12 protein-coding genes are annotated in these 17,695 nt (G+C 75.8%); 8 read left to right on the top strand and 4 right to left on the bottom strand.

Annotated elements, in window-relative coordinates:
• Positions 1 to 30 precede the first annotated feature (30 nt).
• From ACZ47G_RS25215 to eccD, 3 genes are all read right to left on the bottom strand, one after another.
• Entirely contained in the window at positions 31 to 372 is a 342-nt protein-coding gene (locus ACZ47G_RS25215) for a hypothetical protein (RefSeq protein ID WP_465746227.1), read from the bottom strand.
• A gap of 78 nt (positions 373 to 450) precedes the next feature.
• Positions 451 to 1,905: a type VII secretion protein EccB gene (gene eccB, locus ACZ47G_RS25220; RefSeq protein WP_465746229.1), complete on the bottom strand. Its 1,455-nt coding sequence runs from the start codon at positions 1,903 to 1,905 to the stop codon at positions 451 to 453.
• Positions 1,906 to 2,012: 107 nt separating this feature from the next.
• On the bottom strand, positions 2,013 to 3,404 hold the full coding sequence (eccD, locus tag ACZ47G_RS25225; RefSeq protein WP_465746231.1) for a type VII secretion integral membrane protein EccD: 1,392 nt from the start codon (positions 3,402 to 3,404) through the stop codon (positions 2,013 to 2,015).
• Positions 3,405 to 3,704: 300 nt separating this feature from the next.
• Between eccD and eccCa the strand changes: the two genes are divergently transcribed.
• The 8 genes from eccCa to ACZ47G_RS25265 all read left to right on the top strand — a co-directional run bounded on the left by eccCa (position 3,705) and on the right by ACZ47G_RS25265 (position 16,144).
• Positions 3,705 to 7,715 carry a type VII secretion protein EccCa gene (gene eccCa / locus ACZ47G_RS25230; RefSeq protein WP_465746366.1) on the top strand — a complete coding sequence of 1,337 codons (4,011 nt, stop codon included), beginning with the start codon at positions 3,705 to 3,707 and terminating at the stop codon, positions 7,713 to 7,715.
• A complete protein-coding gene (locus ACZ47G_RS25235; RefSeq protein ID WP_465746233.1) occupies positions 7,712 to 10,468 on the top strand; it encodes a hypothetical protein in 2,757 nt (918 codons plus the stop codon). The genes eccCa and ACZ47G_RS25235 overlap by 4 nt, the downstream gene beginning before the upstream one ends.
• Before the next feature lie 32 nt (positions 10,469 to 10,500).
• The gene (locus ACZ47G_RS25240) at positions 10,501 to 10,857 is read left to right on the top strand and encodes a hypothetical protein (RefSeq protein WP_465746235.1); all 357 of its coding nucleotides are present in this window, start codon (positions 10,501 to 10,503) and stop codon (positions 10,855 to 10,857) included.
• A 195-nt stretch (positions 10,858 to 11,052) separates the two neighbouring features.
• A complete protein-coding gene (locus ACZ47G_RS25245; protein WP_380454169.1) occupies positions 11,053 to 11,418 on the top strand; it encodes a hypothetical protein in 366 nt (121 codons plus the stop codon).
• Positions 11,419 to 11,755: 337 nt separating this feature from the next.
• The gene (locus ACZ47G_RS25250; protein ID WP_465746237.1) at positions 11,756 to 12,853 is read left to right on the top strand and encodes a sugar ABC transporter substrate-binding protein; all 1,098 of its coding nucleotides are present in this window, start codon (positions 11,756 to 11,758) and stop codon (positions 12,851 to 12,853) included.
• Positions 12,854 to 12,887: 34 nt separating this feature from the next.
• Positions 12,888 to 13,673: an ATP-binding cassette domain-containing protein gene (locus tag ACZ47G_RS25255; protein ID WP_465746239.1), complete on the top strand. Its 786-nt coding sequence runs from the start codon at positions 12,888 to 12,890 to the stop codon at positions 13,671 to 13,673.
• Complete coding sequence (locus ACZ47G_RS25260) at positions 13,670 to 14,902, top strand: sugar ABC transporter permease (RefSeq protein ID WP_465746241.1); 1,233 nt, start codon at positions 13,670 to 13,672, stop codon at positions 14,900 to 14,902. The genes ACZ47G_RS25255 and ACZ47G_RS25260 overlap by 4 nt, the downstream gene beginning before the upstream one ends.
• 171 nt (positions 14,903 to 15,073) lie before the next feature.
• The gene (locus tag ACZ47G_RS25265) at positions 15,074 to 16,144 is read left to right on the top strand and encodes a LysR family transcriptional regulator (RefSeq protein ID WP_465746243.1); all 1,071 of its coding nucleotides are present in this window, start codon (positions 15,074 to 15,076) and stop codon (positions 16,142 to 16,144) included.
• On the opposite strand, the gene ACZ47G_RS25270 is transcribed toward ACZ47G_RS25265, so the two are convergent.
• Complete coding sequence (locus ACZ47G_RS25270) at positions 16,134 to 17,591, bottom strand: CoA transferase (RefSeq protein ID WP_465746244.1); 1,458 nt, start codon at positions 17,589 to 17,591, stop codon at positions 16,134 to 16,136. The two genes, ACZ47G_RS25265 and ACZ47G_RS25270, sit on opposite strands and share 11 nt — an antisense overlap.
• Positions 17,592 to 17,695 lie beyond the last annotated feature (104 nt).

A 17,695-nucleotide genomic window follows, 5' to 3' on the forward strand; every position in this document is an offset into this window, starting at 1 on the left:
GTCGTCGGGTCGTCAGGAGCCGGTGTTCGGTCAGGGGTTGAGGCCGTTGTAGACGTCGTTGGAGGCCCCGGAGCCCCAGTTGCCGCCGACGCTCAGGGCCAGGTCGTGGGCGTTGTTGACCTGCTGGTGGCCGGCGCCGAAGGAGCCGTGGAAGGTCTGGTAGGCGTTCTTGAGCTGCTGGTAGCGGCCCTGCCAGTCCTCGATCTTGCGCTGGTACTGGTCGCTGCAGGCGGCCCTGAAGTGCTGCTGGACCTCGCCGTTGACGTTCTCGACCTGGGCGCCGGCGCGCATCATCGCCTCGATGTGGCTTTCCAGGGTCGCCAGGATGCGCTGGACGGAGGCGTCGTCCGTCTGCAGGTTGGGGGCCACCATCGGGGGCTCCTTTCGTCGGGCCCGGGCGTTCGGTTCGCCGGGTTCATCTCAGGCAACGGGGTTGCCCGGAGCGTTGGTTCACCGGGGGCAGGGCGCTGCCGCCGGGGCCGGCGCGGCGGGGCTGGCGGTGGCGCCGGTGAGGGCGGCCGGGTCGAGGCTGGGGCCGGTGGGCAGCAGGGCCAGCAGCGTGGCGGGCACGCCCGCGGGGGCGACGGCGCCGTAGCCGAGCTGTTTGGCGACGGCGGGTGAGGCGAGCGGGTACTTCGCGCCGTTGTCGGTGACCAGGTAGAGGGTGGCGCCGGTGCCGGCGGTGGACAGGGCGCGCACCAGGGCGCCGCCGCCGGGGCGTACCGCGATGGTGTCGGCGGGGGTGCAGGCGGCCTCGATGCCGGGCTGGGCGGTGGGGGCGGGGCCCTGGACGGCGGTGTCGTCGACGAGGGCGAGGGTGGTGGTGGGCCCGGGGGTGCCGGGGCGCAGTTCGGCGCAGACGTCGCGGCCCTGGGGGGCGGTGAGGAGTTCGGGCACGGTGGTGGGCAGCGCGGTGGCGGCCGGGGCGGGGGCGGGGGGTGCGCTGTGGGCGGCGAGGTCGGCGGCGCCGATCGCGGTGGGGGTGGCGGCGGCGCCCTGGTAGGCGCTCTGCTGGGTGCGGGAGTCGGCCAGCAGCAGGTGCAGGGTCATCGGGTCGAGCGGGGTGAGTCCGGCGGGGGTGAGCAGGTAGGGGTCGCCGCCGGGGCCGGTGAAGAGCTGTCCGATGCGGGTGGGGCGGGTGGCGAGGTCGGGGCCGGGGGTGCCGCGCTGGTCGAGGTCGGGGGCGGCGAGGTCGGGGCCGGCGGGCAGGGCGTCGAGGAAGGCCTGGGTGACGGGCCGGGCGGTGACGGCGGCCTGGCCGAGGGCCTGGCGGGCGCCGGTGCGGGTGTCCAGGCGCAGGCGGCGGCCGTGCCACAGGAGGTGTTCGGTGCCGTCGGGGGCGGCGACCAGGAGGGCCTGGTCGTCGGTGAGGGCGGTGCCGTGGGTGGTGGGGTCGATGGCGAGGGCGAGTCGGGGTTGGCGGGTGCCGGCGGGGCCGGGGGCGGTGGTGGCGCAGGCGAGCCAGGGGGCGGTGGCGAGGCGGTCGGCGTCGGGCAGGCCGTCGGGGGCGCCGAGGATGCCCAGGGGGGTGCCGCGCGGGGTGTCGGCCAGGGAGCGGACGCTGACCTGGTCGACGGTGAGCTGGTCGCCGGCGAGCAGGCGGGCGGTGGTCTCGTTGAGCAGGGGGTGGAGGGCGCCGTCGAGGTAGAGGTAGCGGGCGCCGTTCTCCTTGACCAGGACGAGGGTGCCGGGTTTCTTCCAGCCGGTGGCGCCGCCGGGGACGAGGACGCCGTAGACGGCGGCGATCAGGCAGGCGAGGGCGGCGATGACCAGGCCGGTGGCGATGCCGCGGGAGGTGCGCCCGGTGGGGGCGTCGGGGGCGTCGGGTTCGCCGCGGAGCATGCCGGTGGCGAGGCGGCCCATCACGAACAGGTGGGCCTGCACCTGGTCGCGCTTCGACTGCATGGTGGCGGTTCTCCTCGGTGGCGGGGCTCGTGACGGAGCGTGCGGCGGCGCTGGGCGGTACGGGGCGTGGTGCGTGCGGCGGGTGGGCGGGTGGGGCGGGTGCGGGGTCAGCCCGCGAGGGCGCGCAGTGCGTGGAGGGTGCCGGCCGCGGCGAGGGCGAGCGGCAGGACGCTGACGGCGGCGAGGGTGTGCAGCAGGTCGGCGGCGCGGCCCCAGTAGGGCAGCAGGCGGCGGCCGGGGACGGTCCAGGAGGCGGCGGCGAGCAGGGCGGCGGTGGAGAGCAGGGCGGCGAGCAGCCCGATGCGGGCGGCGGGGTCCAGGTCGAGGGCGAGGTGGGCGGTGAGCAGGGCGGGGCCCAGGGCGCCGGGGAGGAGGACGGCCAGGCGCTGGGGGGTGGAGCCGATGCCGCGGGCGTGCAGCAGGAGCAGCAGGGACAGGGCGCAGGTCAGGGCGGTGGGGGCCCAGCCGTCCTGGCCGGTGAGGGTGGTCAGGCACAGGGCGAGGACGGGGGCGAGGGCGAGGTGGAAGGCCGTCAGGAAGCCGTCGGCGACGGTGCTGCGGGTGCGGACGGTGGTGGCGGGGACGGCTTCGATGCCTTCCTGGAGTTCCTCGGCGTTGCGGGGCAGGGCGGGCAGGCGCAGGCCGGACAGGCGGAAGCACAGGCCGGGCAGGAAGGCGGCGGTGGCGACGGGGGCGACGGCCAGGGCGGCGGCGGTGGCGGGCGGGGTGAGTCCGGCGAGCAGCAGGGCGCCGGCGGCGGTGGTGTGCAGGGCGAGCAGGAGCAGGCCGAGGAAGAGCGGGGCGGAGCAGCCGACGGCGGCCAGGGCCAGGACGGCGGCTCCGGCGCCGGCGCAGCCGCCGGCGAGCAGGCGGGCTCCGGTGGCGGAGGGGCCGGTGGCGGTGGTGAGGAGGGCGCCGGCCAGGGCGAGGTAGGGCACGGCGGTGGCGCCCAGGGCGGTGCCGGCGCCGGCGTCGCCGACGGCGCGGGAGGCGCTGAGGGCGCCCAGGAGCAGGAACAGTGCGGTGACGGCGGCGGCGCCGGCGCGCAGGTGGGGCGGGCCGGGCAGGAGCAGGACGGCGAGGCCGCCGGCGAGGGTGGTGACGGCCAGGGCGAGGGTGGTGTGGTGGGTGAGGGCGGGGCGCCAGGTGTCGGGGCGTTCGCGCATGCCGGTGGCGAGGCCGTCGGGGAGGTCGTCGTAGTGGACTTCGGGCAGGGGGTCGCGGCGGGGGCGCAGGTGGAGGTCCTCGCCGTCGCGCAGGCCCAGGGCGTCGGCGCCGAGTTCCTCGTCGAGGGGGGCCTGGCCGAGGCGTTGGAGGATCCAGCCGTCGTGTTCGGCGCCCTGTTCGTCGAGGTGGTCGCCGGCGTGGTCGAGGACGGCGGGCAGCAGGTCGGCGAGGGGTATGTCGGCGGGGATGACGAGTTCGAACACCGCGTCGGGTGCGTGGAACCTCAGTCGGCACAGTCCGGTGGCTGCGGTCCCGTTGGCGCTCCCGTTCAAGGTTCTCCTCGTGTCCGTGCGGTGGTGGCCGCGCCGCCTGCGGGGGCGGTTCCCCTCTTGGGGCACGGGCGGCGGCGGGTTCGGGGTTCAACCTGCGGCGGGGACGGCTGAACCCGGTGCCCGCCGGCGGGCTGAACCCGGTGCCGGCCGGCGGGTTGAACCCGGTGCCCGCCGCGGCCCGTCGTCCTGAAGGACGGCGCCCCGGACGGCGGGGCTCTTCGCGGCCGTCCCCTGGTGCGAGGAGCGCTTTCGTTGAGTGTGGTGCTGGTCGACCGTCCGCCGCGGCGCCCCGGGCCGGCGATGCCCGACGGCGAGATCCAGTTGCAGGAGCCGCCGGCCCTGCCGGAGTCGCAGAGCGGCATGTCGAGCATGATCACGATGGCGCCGATGGCGTTGAGCTCGCTGTCGATGGTGTTCGTGTTCCTGCGCCCGGGTGACGGCGGCGGGGTCATGACGTACGTGGCGATGGGCATGATGGGCCTGTCGGCGGTGGGCATGCTGGTGACCTCGCTGATCCGCGGTTCCAGCGACCGCAAGCGGGAGTTGCGGGCCGAGCGGCGGGACTACCTGCGCTACCTGGCGCAGATGCGCCGTCAGGTGCGCGGGCACGTCGTGCGTCAGCAGGAGGCGCTGGCCTGGCGGCATCCGGCGCCGGGGTCGCTGGCCTCGCTGGTGCGCACCTCGCGGTTGTGGGAGCGGCGCAGTGCGCACCCGGACTTCGGCGACGTGCGAGTGGGGGTGGGGCACCAGCGTCTGGCGGTGCGGCTGGCGCCGCTGGCGACCAAGCCGGTGGAGGACCTGGAGCCGTTGTGCGCGCACGCGTTGCGCCGCTTCATCCACGCCTACGGCACGGTCGCGGACCAGCCGATCGCGGTGTACGTGCGCGGGTACGCCCAGGTGCTGGTGCGCGAGGGCGACGGGAACGGCGGGGGCGACGGGAACGGCGGGGGCGACGGGGAGGCGGCGCGGGCGCTGGCGCGGGCGATGCTGGCGCAGCTGGCGCTGTTCCACGCGCCGGACGAGCTGCGGATCGCGGTGGTGTGCGACGCGCAGCGGCGGGGGCGGTGGGAGTGGGCGAAGTGGCTGCCGCACGCGCTGCACCCGGTGGACACCGACGCGCTGGGGCCGGTGCGGCTGGTGGCGGGGTCGGTGGCGGAGCTGGAGCAGGTGCTGGGGGCGGAGTTCGCGGGGCGCGGGCCGTGGGAGCCGGACGCGCAGCCGGGCCGGGACGAGCCGTTCACGGTGGTCGTGCTGGACGGTGTGCCGGTGGGTGCGGGCAGCCGGGCGGCGCTGGCGGGGTGGCGCAACGCGGTGCTGCTGGACCTGGGCGGGGCGCTGGAGTGGAAGCCGCTGCGCCACCGGCTGCGGCTGCGGATCGAGGAGGGCCGGCTGGCGATGGTCGGCGCGGACCGCAACCACCGGGACGAGGTGACCGAGCTGGGGCGGGCGGACGCGCTGTCGCTGCCGGCGGCGCGGCGGCTGGCCGGGCTGCTGGCGCCGTACCGGATCGGGGACCAGTCGGAGGCCGGGGAGCCGCTGGCCGGGGACTTCGACCTGGTGTCGCTGCTGGGCATCCGTGATCTGCACCGGCACGACGTGGCGGACGGCTGGGCCGGGCGCGGCGCCGGCGACCGGCTGCGGGTGCCGCTGGGGATCGCCGGGGACGGCACGCCGGTGGAGCTGGACATCAAGGAGTCGGCGCAGGGCGGCATGGGGCCGCACGGGATGCTGATCGGGGCGACCGGCTCGGGCAAGTCGGAGCTGCTGCGGACGCTGGTGATGGCGCTGGCGCTGACCCACTCCTCCGAGGTGCTGAACTTCGTGCTGGTGGACTTCAAGGGCGGGGCGACGTTCCTGGGCCTGGACCGGCTGCCGCACACCTCGGCGGTGATCACCAACCTGGCCGACGAGGCGGCGCTGGTGGACCGGATGCGCGACGCGCTGCACGGGGAGCTGGTGCGCCGTCAGGAGCTGCTGCGTTCGGCGGGCAACTACAGCTCGCTGCTGGACTACGAGGCGGCCCGGGCCGGCGGGGCGGCGCTGGAGCCGCTGCCGACGCTGTTCGTGGTGGTCGACGAGTTCTCCGAACTGCTGGCCGCGCACCGGGACTTCATGGACCTGTTCATCATGATCGGCCGGCTGGGGCGGTCGCTGGGGGTGCACCTGCTGCTGGCCTCGCAGCGCCTGGACGAGGGGCGGATGCACGCCCTGGAGTCGCACCTGTCGTACCGGATCGGGCTGCGGACGTTCTCGGCGATGGAGAGCCGGGGCGTGCTGGGGGTCCCGGACGCGTACCACCTGCCGTCGCAGCCGGGCAACGGGTTCCTGCGCAGCGACATCGCGACGCTGACCCGGTTCAAGGCGGCGTACGTCTCCGGGTCCTACCGGGCGCCGCGTCCGGCGGCGGTGCGCCGGCAGACGGCGGCGGGGCAGGTCGCGGTGTACGGCACCGGGTACGTGGCGCCGCGTCAGCCCGTCGCGGTGGCGGCGGAGCCGGAGGCCGAGGAGGTGGCGGAGAGCCGCAGCCTGCTGGCCATCGCGGCCGAGCGGCTCGTCGACGCCGGACCGCCCGCCCACCAGGTGTGGCTGCCGCCGCTGGGCGTGCCGCCGACCCTGGACCAGCTGCTGCCGCCGCTGGCGCCGGTGGCCGGGTACGGGCTGACCACCGAGGACGACCCCGCCCGGGGCACCCTGCGGGTGCCGGTGGGCGTGGTGGACCGTCCGTTCCAGCAGATGCGCGACCTGCTGAGCGCCGACCTGTCGGGGGCGGGCGGTCACGTGGGTGTCGCGGGCGGGCCGCAGAGCGGCAAGTCCACCCTGCTGCGGACCCTGGTGGCGTCCCTGGCGCTCACCCACACCCCGCTCGAGGTGCAGTTCTACTGCCTGGACTTCGGCGGCGGCACGCTCTCCTCGCTGCGCGGCCTGCCGCACGTGGGCGGGGTGACCGGGCGGCACGACCCGGAGCGGGTGGTGCGCACCGTCGCGGAGGTCAACGCCATCCTGGCCCGGCGCGAGCAGAGCTTCGCCGAGCTGGGCATCGACTCGGTGGCGGCGTTCCGGCGGGCGCTGGCCGAGGGGGCTCTGCCCGGGGAGAGCCACGGTGACGTGTTCCTGGTCGTCGACGGCTGGAACACCGTGCGCCAGGAGTTCGCGGACCTGGCGCCGGCGCTGACCCTGATCGCCCAGCGCGGCCTCAACTACGGCATCCACCTGGTCGTGGGCACCACCCGCTGGGGCGAGGTCACCGGCGCGCTGCGCGACCTGCTGGGCACCCGCTTCGAACTGCGGCTGGGCGACCCGGTGGACTCCGCGATCGGGATGCGGATCGCGGCGACGGTGCCCAAGATCCCCGGCCGCGGCCTGACCGGTGAGGAACTGCACTTCCTGACCGCGCTGCCCCGGCTGGACGGCAACGGCGCCACCGAGGACCTGGGCGAGGGCGTCGCGGACCTGGTCGACGCCGTCGCCGAGCACTGGCAGGGCCCGCGCGCCCCCGAGGTGCGGATGCTGCCGCTGCACCTGCCCGCGGCGGCGCTGCCCGCCCCCGAGGGCCGGCTGCGGGTGCCGCTGGGCCTGCAGGACGTCTCGATGGCCCCGCTGTGGCACGACTTCGAGGAGACGCCGCACCTGGTGGTGGTCGGTGACAGCGAGGCGGGCAAGACCAACCTGCTGAAGCTCGTCGCGGCGGGCATCACCTCCGCCTACCGGCCCGACGAGGCGCGGATCATGCTGGTGGACTACCGGCGGGTGCTGCAGGGCGCGGTGCCGCAGGAGTACCGGCTCGGGCACGCGGTCGCCGTGGACGTGCTGCGCCAGATCGTCGACGGCGCGGCGCGGGCGATGGCCAACCGGCTGCCCGGACCGGACATCCCGCCGGAGCGGCTGCGGCTGCGCGACTGGTGGGAGGGCCCCGAACTGTTCATCCTGGTCGACGACTACGAGCTGGTCGCCGGCTCCCCCGGCGGCATGGCCGCCCACCCGTTCGCGCCGCTGCTGGACTACCTGGCGCAGGGCGCCGAACTGGGCCTGCACCTGATCGTGGCGCGCAGCGCCAACGGCATCGGGCGGGCCTCCTCCGACCAGCTGCTGCGCAAGCTGGAGGAGGTCAACACCCCGGCGGTGCTGCTGTCCTGCCCGCCCAGCGAGGGCTTCCTGTTCGGCAACACCAAGCCGCGGGTGTTCCCCCCGGGGCGGGCCCTGCACGTCACCCGGCGCCGCACGGTGCAGGTGCAGACCGCGCTGGTGGACGAAGCGGACGGCAGCGGTGGGGGCGGCAACAGCGCTGAAGGAGACGGAGGTTCGGGCCGATGAGCACCGTCCAGGAGGCCACCGGGGCACGGCGCTGGCTGAGCCGCCGCCGCGCCGACAGCACCGCCGGGGCCGACACCGCTCCGGTGCCCGCGGCACAACTGCACGAGGTCGGCCCGCACTTCGTCATCGCGCCGGGCTCCGCGCACGGCCCGGACCCGGCGGCGCTGCCCGCCGCGCTCACCGACGCGCTGGCCGCGCTCGCGCCCGTGGTCGGCACCGTCACCGTGCTGGCCGCGGCCGCCGACGCCCAGCCCGTCCTGCTCGGCCGGCTCGACGACCTGGCCCGCACCGCCGCCGACCGCAACGCCGCCACCCTGGTCCTGGCCGCCACCGGCCTCGCGGCCGCGCCGGAGTCCGGGCGCCGGCCCGCCCAGCGGATCGCCGAACTGGCCGCCACCAGCATCGTGGCCCCGGACGGGCAGGTCACCCTGCGCCCGGACGGCACCCTGCTGACCAGCGGGGCCACCGACACCGAACCCTCCTCCTGGTGGCTGTTCACCCCGGACGGGCGCACCCGCCGGCTCGGCGCGGTGTGGCCGCTGCCGGGAACGGGGACGGGAGCGGGGTCGGGAGCGGGAGCGGGAGCGGGAGCGGGAGCGGGGACGGGCGCGGGAGCGGGAGCGGGCGCGGGGGCGGGCAGGGCGAAGGCGGTGCGGGCGGCTCCGGCGAACGTGCCCGCGACCGCGGGCGTGCCGGTCGTGGCCGCCGCCGTGCCCGATGTGGCCGCGGTATCCGCGGTGTCCGCCACGGCGGGAGTGCCGGTCCCGGCGGTGGCACGCCCCGTACCGACGGTGTCCGAGGCGGCGTCAGCAGCTGGGTCCGGCGGGCCCGTTACCTCGCCGGCGCCCGTCCCGGCGCCCGCCGCCCCGCCCGCGCCCGTTGCCCCGGCCGCGGCCGATCCCCGGCTGACCGTGCTGCCGCACGGCTTCTGGTTCCACGGCGCGCCCACCGCCGCCCCGGCCGTCACCCCGGCCCCGCTGCTGCGGGCCGCGGCGGCGCCCGGCACCCCGGTCCTGGTGGTCGGGCGCCCGGACGCCCCGCTGCCCCCGGCCGCCGAGGTCGCCGCCGCCGCGGTCGCCGCCGGGCTGATCCGGCCCGGGGCCTCCCCGGCCGACCTGCTGATCGGCGCGCCCTGGGCCGCCGTCCCGGAACTCGTCGCCCTGGCCGCCGAGTTGGCGGCCGGACTGGGCCACGACGTCCGGGCGGCCGTCGGCCTGCCGACGCACACCGCGAACGGCTGGTCCTCGCACATCCCGGGCACCGACGCGGCCCCGGGCTGGGAACCGTGGCTGACCGAACTGACCGCCTGCCCCGAACTCGGCCGCGTGATCGCCTCCGCCTGGCGCCCCCTGCCCGCCGGCTTCGCGGCCTGCGGCCCCGCGCTGCACCAGGCACCCGTCGCGGGCTGGCGTCTGGAGGCCGTCCCCGCCGGACTGTGGCTGCGCCCCGAGGAGCCGCCACGCGACCGCGGCCCCCGACTGCTCGACCCCGACCCGGACCGGCCCACCCTCATCGCGGGCTCGGCCGACCGGACGGCGCCCGCCGAGGTGCTCGACATCCTGGACGACCTGCTGGCCGCCCTCACCGACCCGGGCACCCCGGCCCCACGCCTGCTCCTGCCCGGCGCCCCGGCCGGCCGCCGTCAACCCACCGCGATCCCCAACTCCCCCGCCCCGCAGGCCCCGCAGGCCACCCCCGAGGCCCCCGAGGCAACCGAGGCCCCGGACCCGGAGCAGCCACCCGCCCCCGCCACCGCACCGACGATCGCGATCGCGAGCAGCGGCACCCCCGACGACCCCAACTCCCCCACCCCGCACGCCTTTCCGATCGCCCCCGCGACGGCACCGGCGGCCCCGACCGAGAGCGGCAACGCCCCCGACACCCCGGCCCCCGAGCCCGAACCCGCCCCGGCGCCCGAGCCCACCCCGACCGAACCCGAAGCCGAACCCGCCGCACCCGCCGCCCCCGCCGCACCCCGGCTCCTCGTGCCATCCGCCGTGGCCGCCGCTCCCGGGCGGGTGTCCACGGCCGCCGAGCGGGCCGCGTTCCGGGCCCTGCTGGGCGGGTACTTCCACCGCTACGCCGGCCGCGCCGAGCAGGCCGCGCTGCGGATGCCCGCGCTGCGCGCGCAGGCCCGTGACGATCTGAAGGACGACCTCGCGGCGGTCTACCTCCACCACGCCGACACCGGAATCCCGGTGCCCCGCGCCGAGTTGGTCGAGGCCGCCCGTCAACCCGGCGCCGGCCAGGGGCCGTTGGCCCCGTACCTGGCCTGCCTGGGGTCCGGGCTGCGCCGGCTGCCCAACCACCGGGGCGCGGTGCTGCTGGGCGCTGAGGCGGGTGAGGAGGTGCTGCGCCAGTACGCGCGCGGTGTGCTGCTGGTGGAGCCCGCGCCGGTGGTGGGGACGTCCGAGGCGGAGGTGGTGCCGGGGACGGACGTGGAGTTCCTGGTGTGGTCCGCGACCGGGCGCCGCACGTCGGTGATCGCCGAGGACGGGGATCCCGAGGTGGTGTTCCCGCCCGGCACCCGCTTCCTGGTGCTGGACGTGCTGCCCGGCGGCGAGGAGCGCCCGGCCCGGGTGCTGCTGCGCGAGAGCGCCCCGGACGCCGCCCCGGACGAGGCCGGGGACGAGCAGGACCGGGCCCGGCTGCTCGCCTGGCAGGCCCGCCGCGACCAGGTGCCGGCCGAGCGCCTGCGCGCCCCGGCCCGTCCGGAGCGCCTGCGCCTGACCCCTGGAATCGCCACCCGCTAGTGCTGCGACCGCGGGGCCCGTAGCCTCGCTCCATGGTGGATCAAGAGCGGTACGCCCTGTACCGGGAAGAATCGAAGCTGCTGGCGGCGATCGGGGAGCACGTCCACGCCCAGGTGGGCCGTGTGACGGTGCGGCTGCCCAGGGCCCTGGCCCAGGCCGCGGCGGACGCCTGGGAGCGCGATGACGAGGACGACCTCGGGGAGGAGACCCGTGAGCAGTACGAACTGCGGGGCCAGGCCGGTGACTTGGCGCTGATCGGCCTGGCGATCTCGGAGCGCGGGCGCACTGAGGGCGAGGAGGTCGTCGTCGATCTGCATGTCGCCTCCGCGGGGGCGGCCTTCCTCTCGTACGCCGAAGCCGCGGGGTCGGACTTCCGGTCGTCGGAGTAGTCGGGCCGCCCGCTCCGGCGCCCCGGTCGGCGGCTGCGCCGTTCGCGGTGCGGCGTGTACCGCATCCCGGCGCCCGGGGCGCGGCGGCGCGCCCCTGTCGGATGTCAGGGACCGCTGCGGCCCGCGCGTTCCTAGGCTGGCGAGCACTGGCCCCGACCCCACGTGGGGGCCGTTCCACCAGCGAGGGAGAACCCCATGCGAAGGATCACCCGTGCCCTGGCCGCCGTCGGGATCGCGGCGGCCGCGCTGACCACCGCGGGCATCGGCACGGCCGGTGCCGCCGACGGGTCCTGGGCGGGCTGCCCGTCCGGCGCCGTGTGCGTCTACCCGCAGGACCAGAACCCCGCCTCCTCGCCGAGCGCGGTGTACTGGTCCTACGGCGCCCACAACCTGAGCGGCCAGTACGGCAACCACTGGGTGCTGAACAACCAGACCGGCGGCGCCCACGCCCACCTGTGCAAGAGCTACGGCGGCGGGGACTGCGTGTACGACATCGCGGCCCAGAACGGCGTCTTCTACGACCTGGGCCCGATCAACTCCATCACCCTCGACCGCCCCTGACGGGCAGTCGGCACGAGCCGGGGCGCCCGCCGCATCGGGGGAACGGCGGGCGCCCCGCCCCTCTCCCGCCCCTCCTCCACCCCCAGCCTCACGGCGCCCGGCCCGGCAGGAAGCCCGCCCCGGCACCGCCCCACCCGGGCGGCGCCGGGGCTTTTACCGTGGTGCGCCCACTTTGGCAAGTGAACACGCCGCCGGGGCGGAAAGCGTTCACGAAGGTAACGAATGGCAGCGGAAGTCCCGGAGTCTGGTTTTACTTCTTGACGCCATGTACGCGGCCAGGTTTAACTCCCCCCACCCCCCGCCGCACCGTCGCGGCGTCCCCAGGGAGAGGCAACAGATGAACGCCCTACTGCGTCGCGCCCTCGTCTCGACCGCCGGCCTCGCGCTGGCCCTTTCCATGACCGCCGCCTGCGGAAAGGCCGGCGGCGACAAGAAGGACTCCGCCGCCGCCGGCGACACCACCTCCATAGGCCTACTGCTGCCCGAGAACGCCTCCTCCGTACGCTACGAGTCCTTCGACCGGCCCTTCATCGAGGCCAAGGTCAAGTCCCTGTGCGCGAGTTGCAAGGTGCTCTACAACAACGCCGAGGGCAGCGCCGCCAAGCAGAAGCAGCAGTTCGACACCCTCCTCACCCAGGGCGTCAAGGTGATCATCCTGGACGCCTACAACGCCAAGTCCACCCAGGGCTGGGTACAGGAGGCCGCCGCCAAGGGCGTCAAGGTCGTCGCCTACGACCGCCTGGCCACCGGCCCGGTCTCCGCCTACGTCTCCTTCGACAACGAGAAGGTCGGCGAGCTCCAGGGCCAGGCCCTGCTGGACGCGCTCGGGCCGCAGGCGCCCGACGCGAACATCGTCATGATCAACGGGGACGAGGCCGACCCCAACGCCGCCCAGTTCAAGACCGGCGCCCACAAGGTCCTCGACGGCAAGATCAAGAAGGTCGTCTACGAGCAGTCCGGGCAGTGGGACCCCACCGTCGCCGGGCAGAAGGTCGCCGCCGCCGTCACCGAACTCGGCAAGAACGGCTTCCAGGGCGTCTACTCCGCCAACGACGGCATGGCCGGCGCCATCATCACCCAGCTCCAGGGCTCCGGCATCAAGGTGCCCGTCGGCGGCCAGGACGCCGGCCTGGACGCCGTCCAGCGCGTCGTCAACGGCGACCAGGCCTACACCATCTACAAGGCCTACAAGCCGCTCGCCGACAACGCCGCCGAACTGGCCGTCGACCTCCTCCAGGGCAAGGACGTCAAGTCCGTGGCCACCACCACCGTGGACAGCGCCACCGACAAGAGCATCCCCGCCAAGCTGCTGGACGCCAAGGTCGTCACCAAGGCGAACATCGCCCAGACGGTGGTCGCCGACGGCCTCTACAAGGTCTCCGACATCTGCACCGCCGACTACGCCGCCGCCTGCACCGCCGCCGGCCTCAAGTAGCCCGTCAAGTCACCCAAGGATCAAGGTGGTTCACGTGACAGGCGCGCCCGTCCTCCAGCTGCGCTCGGTCTCCAAGCGCTTCGGCGCCGTCCAGGCCCTCACCGACGTCGACCTCGCCGTCCACCCGGGCGAGGTCCTCGCCCTCGTCGGCGACAACGGCGCCGGCAAGTCCACCCTCGTCAAGACCATCGCCGGCGTCCACCCCGTCGACGAGGGCACCATCACCTGGCACGACAAGCCCGTACGGCTGGCCCGCCCGCAGGACGCCACCGCGCTCGGCATCGCCACCGTCTACCAGGACCTCGCCCTGTGCGACAACCTCGACGTCATCGCCAACCTCTTCCTCGGCCGCGAGAAACGCCGCCGCACCCTGCTCGACGAAGTCGCCATGGAGCAGCACGCCCGCGAGCTGCTGGACACCCTGGCCATCCGCATCCCGGACGTGCGCGCCCCCGTCGCCGCCCTGTCCGGCGGCCAGCGCCAGGTGGTGGCCATCGCCCGCGCCCTGGTCGGCGAGCCGTCCGTGGTGCTGCTGGACGAGCCCACCGCGGCCCTGGGCGTCGAACAGACCGCCCAGGTCCTGGACCTGGTGGAGCGGCTGCGCGAACGCGGCCTCGGCGTCATCCTGGTCAGCCACAACATGGCCGACGTGCGGGCCGTGGCCGACACCGTCGCGGTGCTGCGCCTGGGCCGCAACAACGGACTGTTCCCCGTCGCCGGCACCACCCAGGAACAGATCGTCGCCGCCATCACCGGCGCCGACGACAACGCCCACGCCCGCCGCCGGGCCCGCCGCGCCGAGGAGGAGGACGCCGCATGAGCACCCCCGCCACCGACCCCCGTCTGCACGTGCCCGCCGCGACCTGGGCCGGGCGCGCCGACGCCGCCCGGCGCCGGCTGGCCTCCGGCGAACTGGGCGCGCTTCCCGTGGTCGTCGGACTCGTCGTCATCGCGATCGTCTTCCAGTCCGTCACCCACCACTTCCTCCAGGCCGACAACCTCACCAACATCACCCGCTTCATCGCCGGGCCCGGCCTGATCGCGGTGGGCGTCGTCTTCGTCCTCATCCTCGGCGAGATCGACCTCTCGCTCGGCTCGGTGGCCGGCGCCACCTCGGCGATCGCCGCGGTGCTCGCGGTGCGCCAGGGCTGGCCCGAGTGGCTGGCCATCGTGGCGGCCCTGGGCGCGGCCTGCGTGATGGGCGTGCTGCACGGCCTGCTGTTCGCCCGCATCGGGGTGCCCGCCTTCGTCGTCACCCTGGCCGGCATGCTCGCCTGGAGCGGCCTGCAGGAATGGGTCCTGGGCGACGGCGGCACCGTCAACAACCGCCACGACGGCATCATCGCCGGCCTGGACTCCACCTTCCTCGGCGACGGCGACATCGCCTACGCCTGGGGCCTGGCGATCCTCGCCCCCGCCCTCTACCTGCTGGCCCAGCTGAGCACCGCCCGCCGCCGCTCCGCCGCGGGCCTGGCCGCCCGCCCGCTCGCCGACACCGCCCTGCGCACCGGCGCCCTGGCCGTGCTGGGCCTGGCCGCCGCGTACGCCCTCAACCAGGACCGCGGGCTGCCGCTGTCCCTGGTCGTGCTGCTCGGCGCCGTCGTCGCCACCGACTTCGTGCTGCGCCGCACCCGCTACGGGCGGCAGGTCTTCGCGGTCGGCGGCAGCGTGGAGGCCGCCCGGCGCGCCGGCGTCAACGTCGCCCGGGTACGGGTGTCGGTGTTCCTGCTCTCCGCGCTGCTGGCCGGCCTCGGCGGCCTGTTCTACGCCTCCCAGCAGGGCTCGGCGGACAAGCAACTGGGCGGCGGCAACGTGCTGATGATGGCCATCGCCGCCGCTGTCATCGGCGGCACCAGCCTCTTCGGCGGGCGCGGCAACGCCTGGTCCGCGCTGCTGGGCATCCTGGTCATCCAGTCCATCACCACCGGCCTGGACATGGTGCACGCCGCCCAGGCCATCCAGTACATGATCACCGGCGCGGTGCTGCTGGCCGCCGTCGTCCTGGACTCCGTCACCCGCCGCACCCGGGCCGGCGCCGGGCGCAGGTAGCCGGGGGCTGGCGACGGTCGTGGGCGGTCAGTGATCCACTGGCCGCCCACGAGCACGACCGGGGCCCTCGTCCAGGCACGACCGGCGCCCTCGTCCGGGCACGACCGGGGCCCTCGTCCAGGTACGACCGGGGCCCTCGTCCGGGCCGGACAGGGTCTAGGGTTGACGATCATGGAATTGACCCCGCGCCTGCTGGAACAGTTCGTGGTGCTCGCCGAGGAGCAGCACTTCGGCCACGCCGCCCGTCGGCTGTCGATGAGTCAGCCACCGCTCAGCCAGGCGATCCAGCGCCTGGAGCGCGGCCTGGGGGTGCTGCTGCTGGAACGCACCGGCAGGGGCGTGCGGCTGACGGCGGCCGGGGTGGCCTTCGCCGCCGACGCCAGGCGGCTGCTGGAGGCGCAGGAGGCGGCCGTGGCCCGGGCCCGCCGGATATCGCGGGGCGTGGAGGGGACGGTGCGGGTCGGCTACGTGAGCAGTCTGGGGCACTGGCACCTGCCCCAACTGCTGGCGGTGGCTGCCCGGGAGCTGCCGGGCCTGCGGCTGGAGGTCCGGCAGCGGGCGTCGGGCGAACTGGCCGAGCAGGTCCGGCAGGGGGCGATGGACCTGGCCCTGGTGCGGCTGCCGGTCCCGGACCTCGCCGGCCTTCGGGTGCGGGAGGCGGCGCGGGAACACACCGTGCTGGCGGTCCCGTCCGGCCATCCGCTCGCCGGGGCCGGCTCGGTGCCGCTGGTGCGGCTGCGCGAGGAGGAGTTCGTGACCGCCGCGCAGCCGGCCATGCCCCGCATCCGCGCGCTGATCGAGGACGCCTGCCGGGAGGCCGGCTTCGAACTGCGCGTCCGCGCCCAGGCCGAGGACCTGACCGGCATGCTCGGCTACACCGCGGCCGGGGTGTGCGTCTGCTTCGTCCCGGAGCGGCTCGCCACGCTCGGCCACCCGAGGATCCGGTTCGTGGCGATCGAGGGCGGCGAGCGGCTGGTGACCACGGTCGCGGCGCTGAGCCGGCCGGACGCCGACCCGGCCGTCGCGTCCCTGCTGGACCTGCTGGAGCGCCACCGCCCCGAGATCGAGGGCCCAAGGCCGTCGCACCCCCAGGAGCGGGCCGGCACCGACACGGGCGGCACCGACACGGACGGCACCGACACGGACGGCGGCGACACGAGCGGCACCGACACGGACGGCACCGACGCGGACGGCACCGACGCGGGCGGCGCCGTCGCGGGCGGCGCGGCGCTCACCAGCTGAGCGGTGAGGCTCCCAGCGGTTCCGCGGTGCGGGACAGGCGCGGCGCCAGCGAGGAGTAGCGCACCTGGGTCGGCAGGTAGCACACCTCGCCGAACGGCCCGTACACGGTGGCCAGTTCGGCCGCGTCCTGGGCGGGGTCGGGGGCGGGCAGTTCGACCACGTCCGCGCGCGGGAGCAGACCGAGGTCCCGCACCCACATGCAGACCTTCGCCAGGTCGACGTGCACCCGCCAGCTGCCGCCCTCCCGGGCCCGGCGGCGCAGTGCCTCCAGGGCGCCGGCGGTGCCCAGCACCGCGGCGAGGTAGTCGTTCAGCAGGTAGGTCGGCGGCAGCCGGGGCGCGTCGAAGGAGCCCTCGGCGGCAGCGAAGCCCGTCGCGGCGGAGGCCAGTTGGTCGAAGCCGCCGCGTCCGGCCCACGGCCCCTCGCCGCCCCAGCCGAGGAAGTCCAGCACGACCAGTCCGGGCCGCTGCTCGACCAGTGCCTCCGGGCCGAAGCCCTTGGCGTCCAGGCCCAGGTAGTTGCAGACGTAGAGGTCGGTGCCGGCCAGCACGGAGCGGAAGGCGTCGGCCTGGGCCGGGTCGAGCAGGTCGCAGAACGCGGCCCGCTTGCCGATCCCGGTCTCGACGATCATCCCGACCGGGTCCGGGTGGCCGGGCGTGGACACGTGCAGCACGTCGGCGCCCAGTTCGGCGGTGATCCGCGCGGCGATCGGGCCGGCGATCACATGGGTGTTGTCCAGCACCCGCACCCCGGCCAGCGGCAGGTCCGCCCCCGACGCCGGGCGCGCCGGGAAAGGCGCCGGCAGCGCCGTGAAGGGCTCCGGCGCGCTCTCGCCGACCTTCTCGATCCGGATCAGCGGCCCGTCCTGAAGCAGCCGCCCCTGCGGGTGGCGCAGCCACTCCTGCCGGGTGCGCACCGCGATCGCGGTGCCGCCCCGGGAGCAGATCGCCTCCTCCAGTTCCAGCGCCTGCCACCGGGCGACGGCGGCGGCGATCCGCGCCCGGTCCGGCGGGCAGTCCAGTACGTCGCAGGCGATGTCCCGCAATTGCGGATAGGAGAACAGAACGTAGACGAACCTGCCGTCGGCGGCCCGGTAGAAGTCGCTGTTGCCGAGCAGGTTGGGGTCCTCCTGCAGCCGCTCGACCGGCACGCCCCGCATCCTGGTGTGGAACACCGCCATCAGCTGGCGCACCGCCGCCGGCACCGAGACGCTCACGTCCTGCGCCGCGCCGCCGCGCTCCCGGAACAGCGCCGCGGCCTCGGTGCCGAGCGCGGCCAGCGCTGCCGCCGCGGCGTCGCCGATCCGGTGCACCGACGGCGTCACCGGGTCGGCCCCCTCGATCACCACGGCGCCGCCGGCGTGTGCCGCCGTGATCCCCAACTCGCGGTACAGGCCCGCCAGGGCCCCGTACGCCGCGCCGGCCGGGTGTTCCCGTCCCTCTGCCATCGTCCGACTCTCCTCCCGGAGACGAGCCGCGTCCTGCGCGGCGGCCGGCCCGTCCGGGCGGCCTCCACCAGCACAGCCGAACCGGCCCGGCAGCGTCCAATACC

This window comes from Kitasatospora sp. NPDC030952, from assembly GCF_055571335.1.

Coding starts and splice junctions, on each gene's coding strand:
- eccB (WP_465746229.1), bottom strand. CDS start 1,905: ATGCAGTCGAAGCGCGACCAGGTGCAGGCCCACCTGTTCGTGATGGGC.
- ACZ47G_RS25215 (WP_465746227.1), bottom strand. CDS start 372: ATGGTGGCCCCCAACCTGCAGACGGACGACGCCTCCGTCCAGCGCATC.
- ACZ47G_RS25245 (WP_380454169.1), top strand. CDS start 11,053: ATGCGAAGGATCACCCGTGCCCTGGCCGCCGTCGGGATCGCGGCGGCC.
- ACZ47G_RS25260 (WP_465746241.1), top strand. CDS start 13,670: ATGAGCACCCCCGCCACCGACCCCCGTCTGCACGTGCCCGCCGCGACC.
- eccCa (WP_465746366.1), top strand. CDS start 3,705: ATGCCCGACGGCGAGATCCAGTTGCAGGAGCCGCCGGCCCTGCCGGAG.
- ACZ47G_RS25240 (WP_465746235.1), top strand. CDS start 10,501: ATGGTGGATCAAGAGCGGTACGCCCTGTACCGGGAAGAATCGAAGCTG.
- ACZ47G_RS25270 (WP_465746244.1), bottom strand. CDS start 17,591: ATGGCAGAGGGACGGGAACACCCGGCCGGCGCGGCGTACGGGGCCCTG.
- ACZ47G_RS25235 (WP_465746233.1), top strand. CDS start 7,712: ATGAGCACCGTCCAGGAGGCCACCGGGGCACGGCGCTGGCTGAGCCGC.
- ACZ47G_RS25250 (WP_465746237.1), top strand. CDS start 11,756: ATGAACGCCCTACTGCGTCGCGCCCTCGTCTCGACCGCCGGCCTCGCG.
- ACZ47G_RS25265 (WP_465746243.1), top strand. CDS start 15,074: ATGGAATTGACCCCGCGCCTGCTGGAACAGTTCGTGGTGCTCGCCGAG.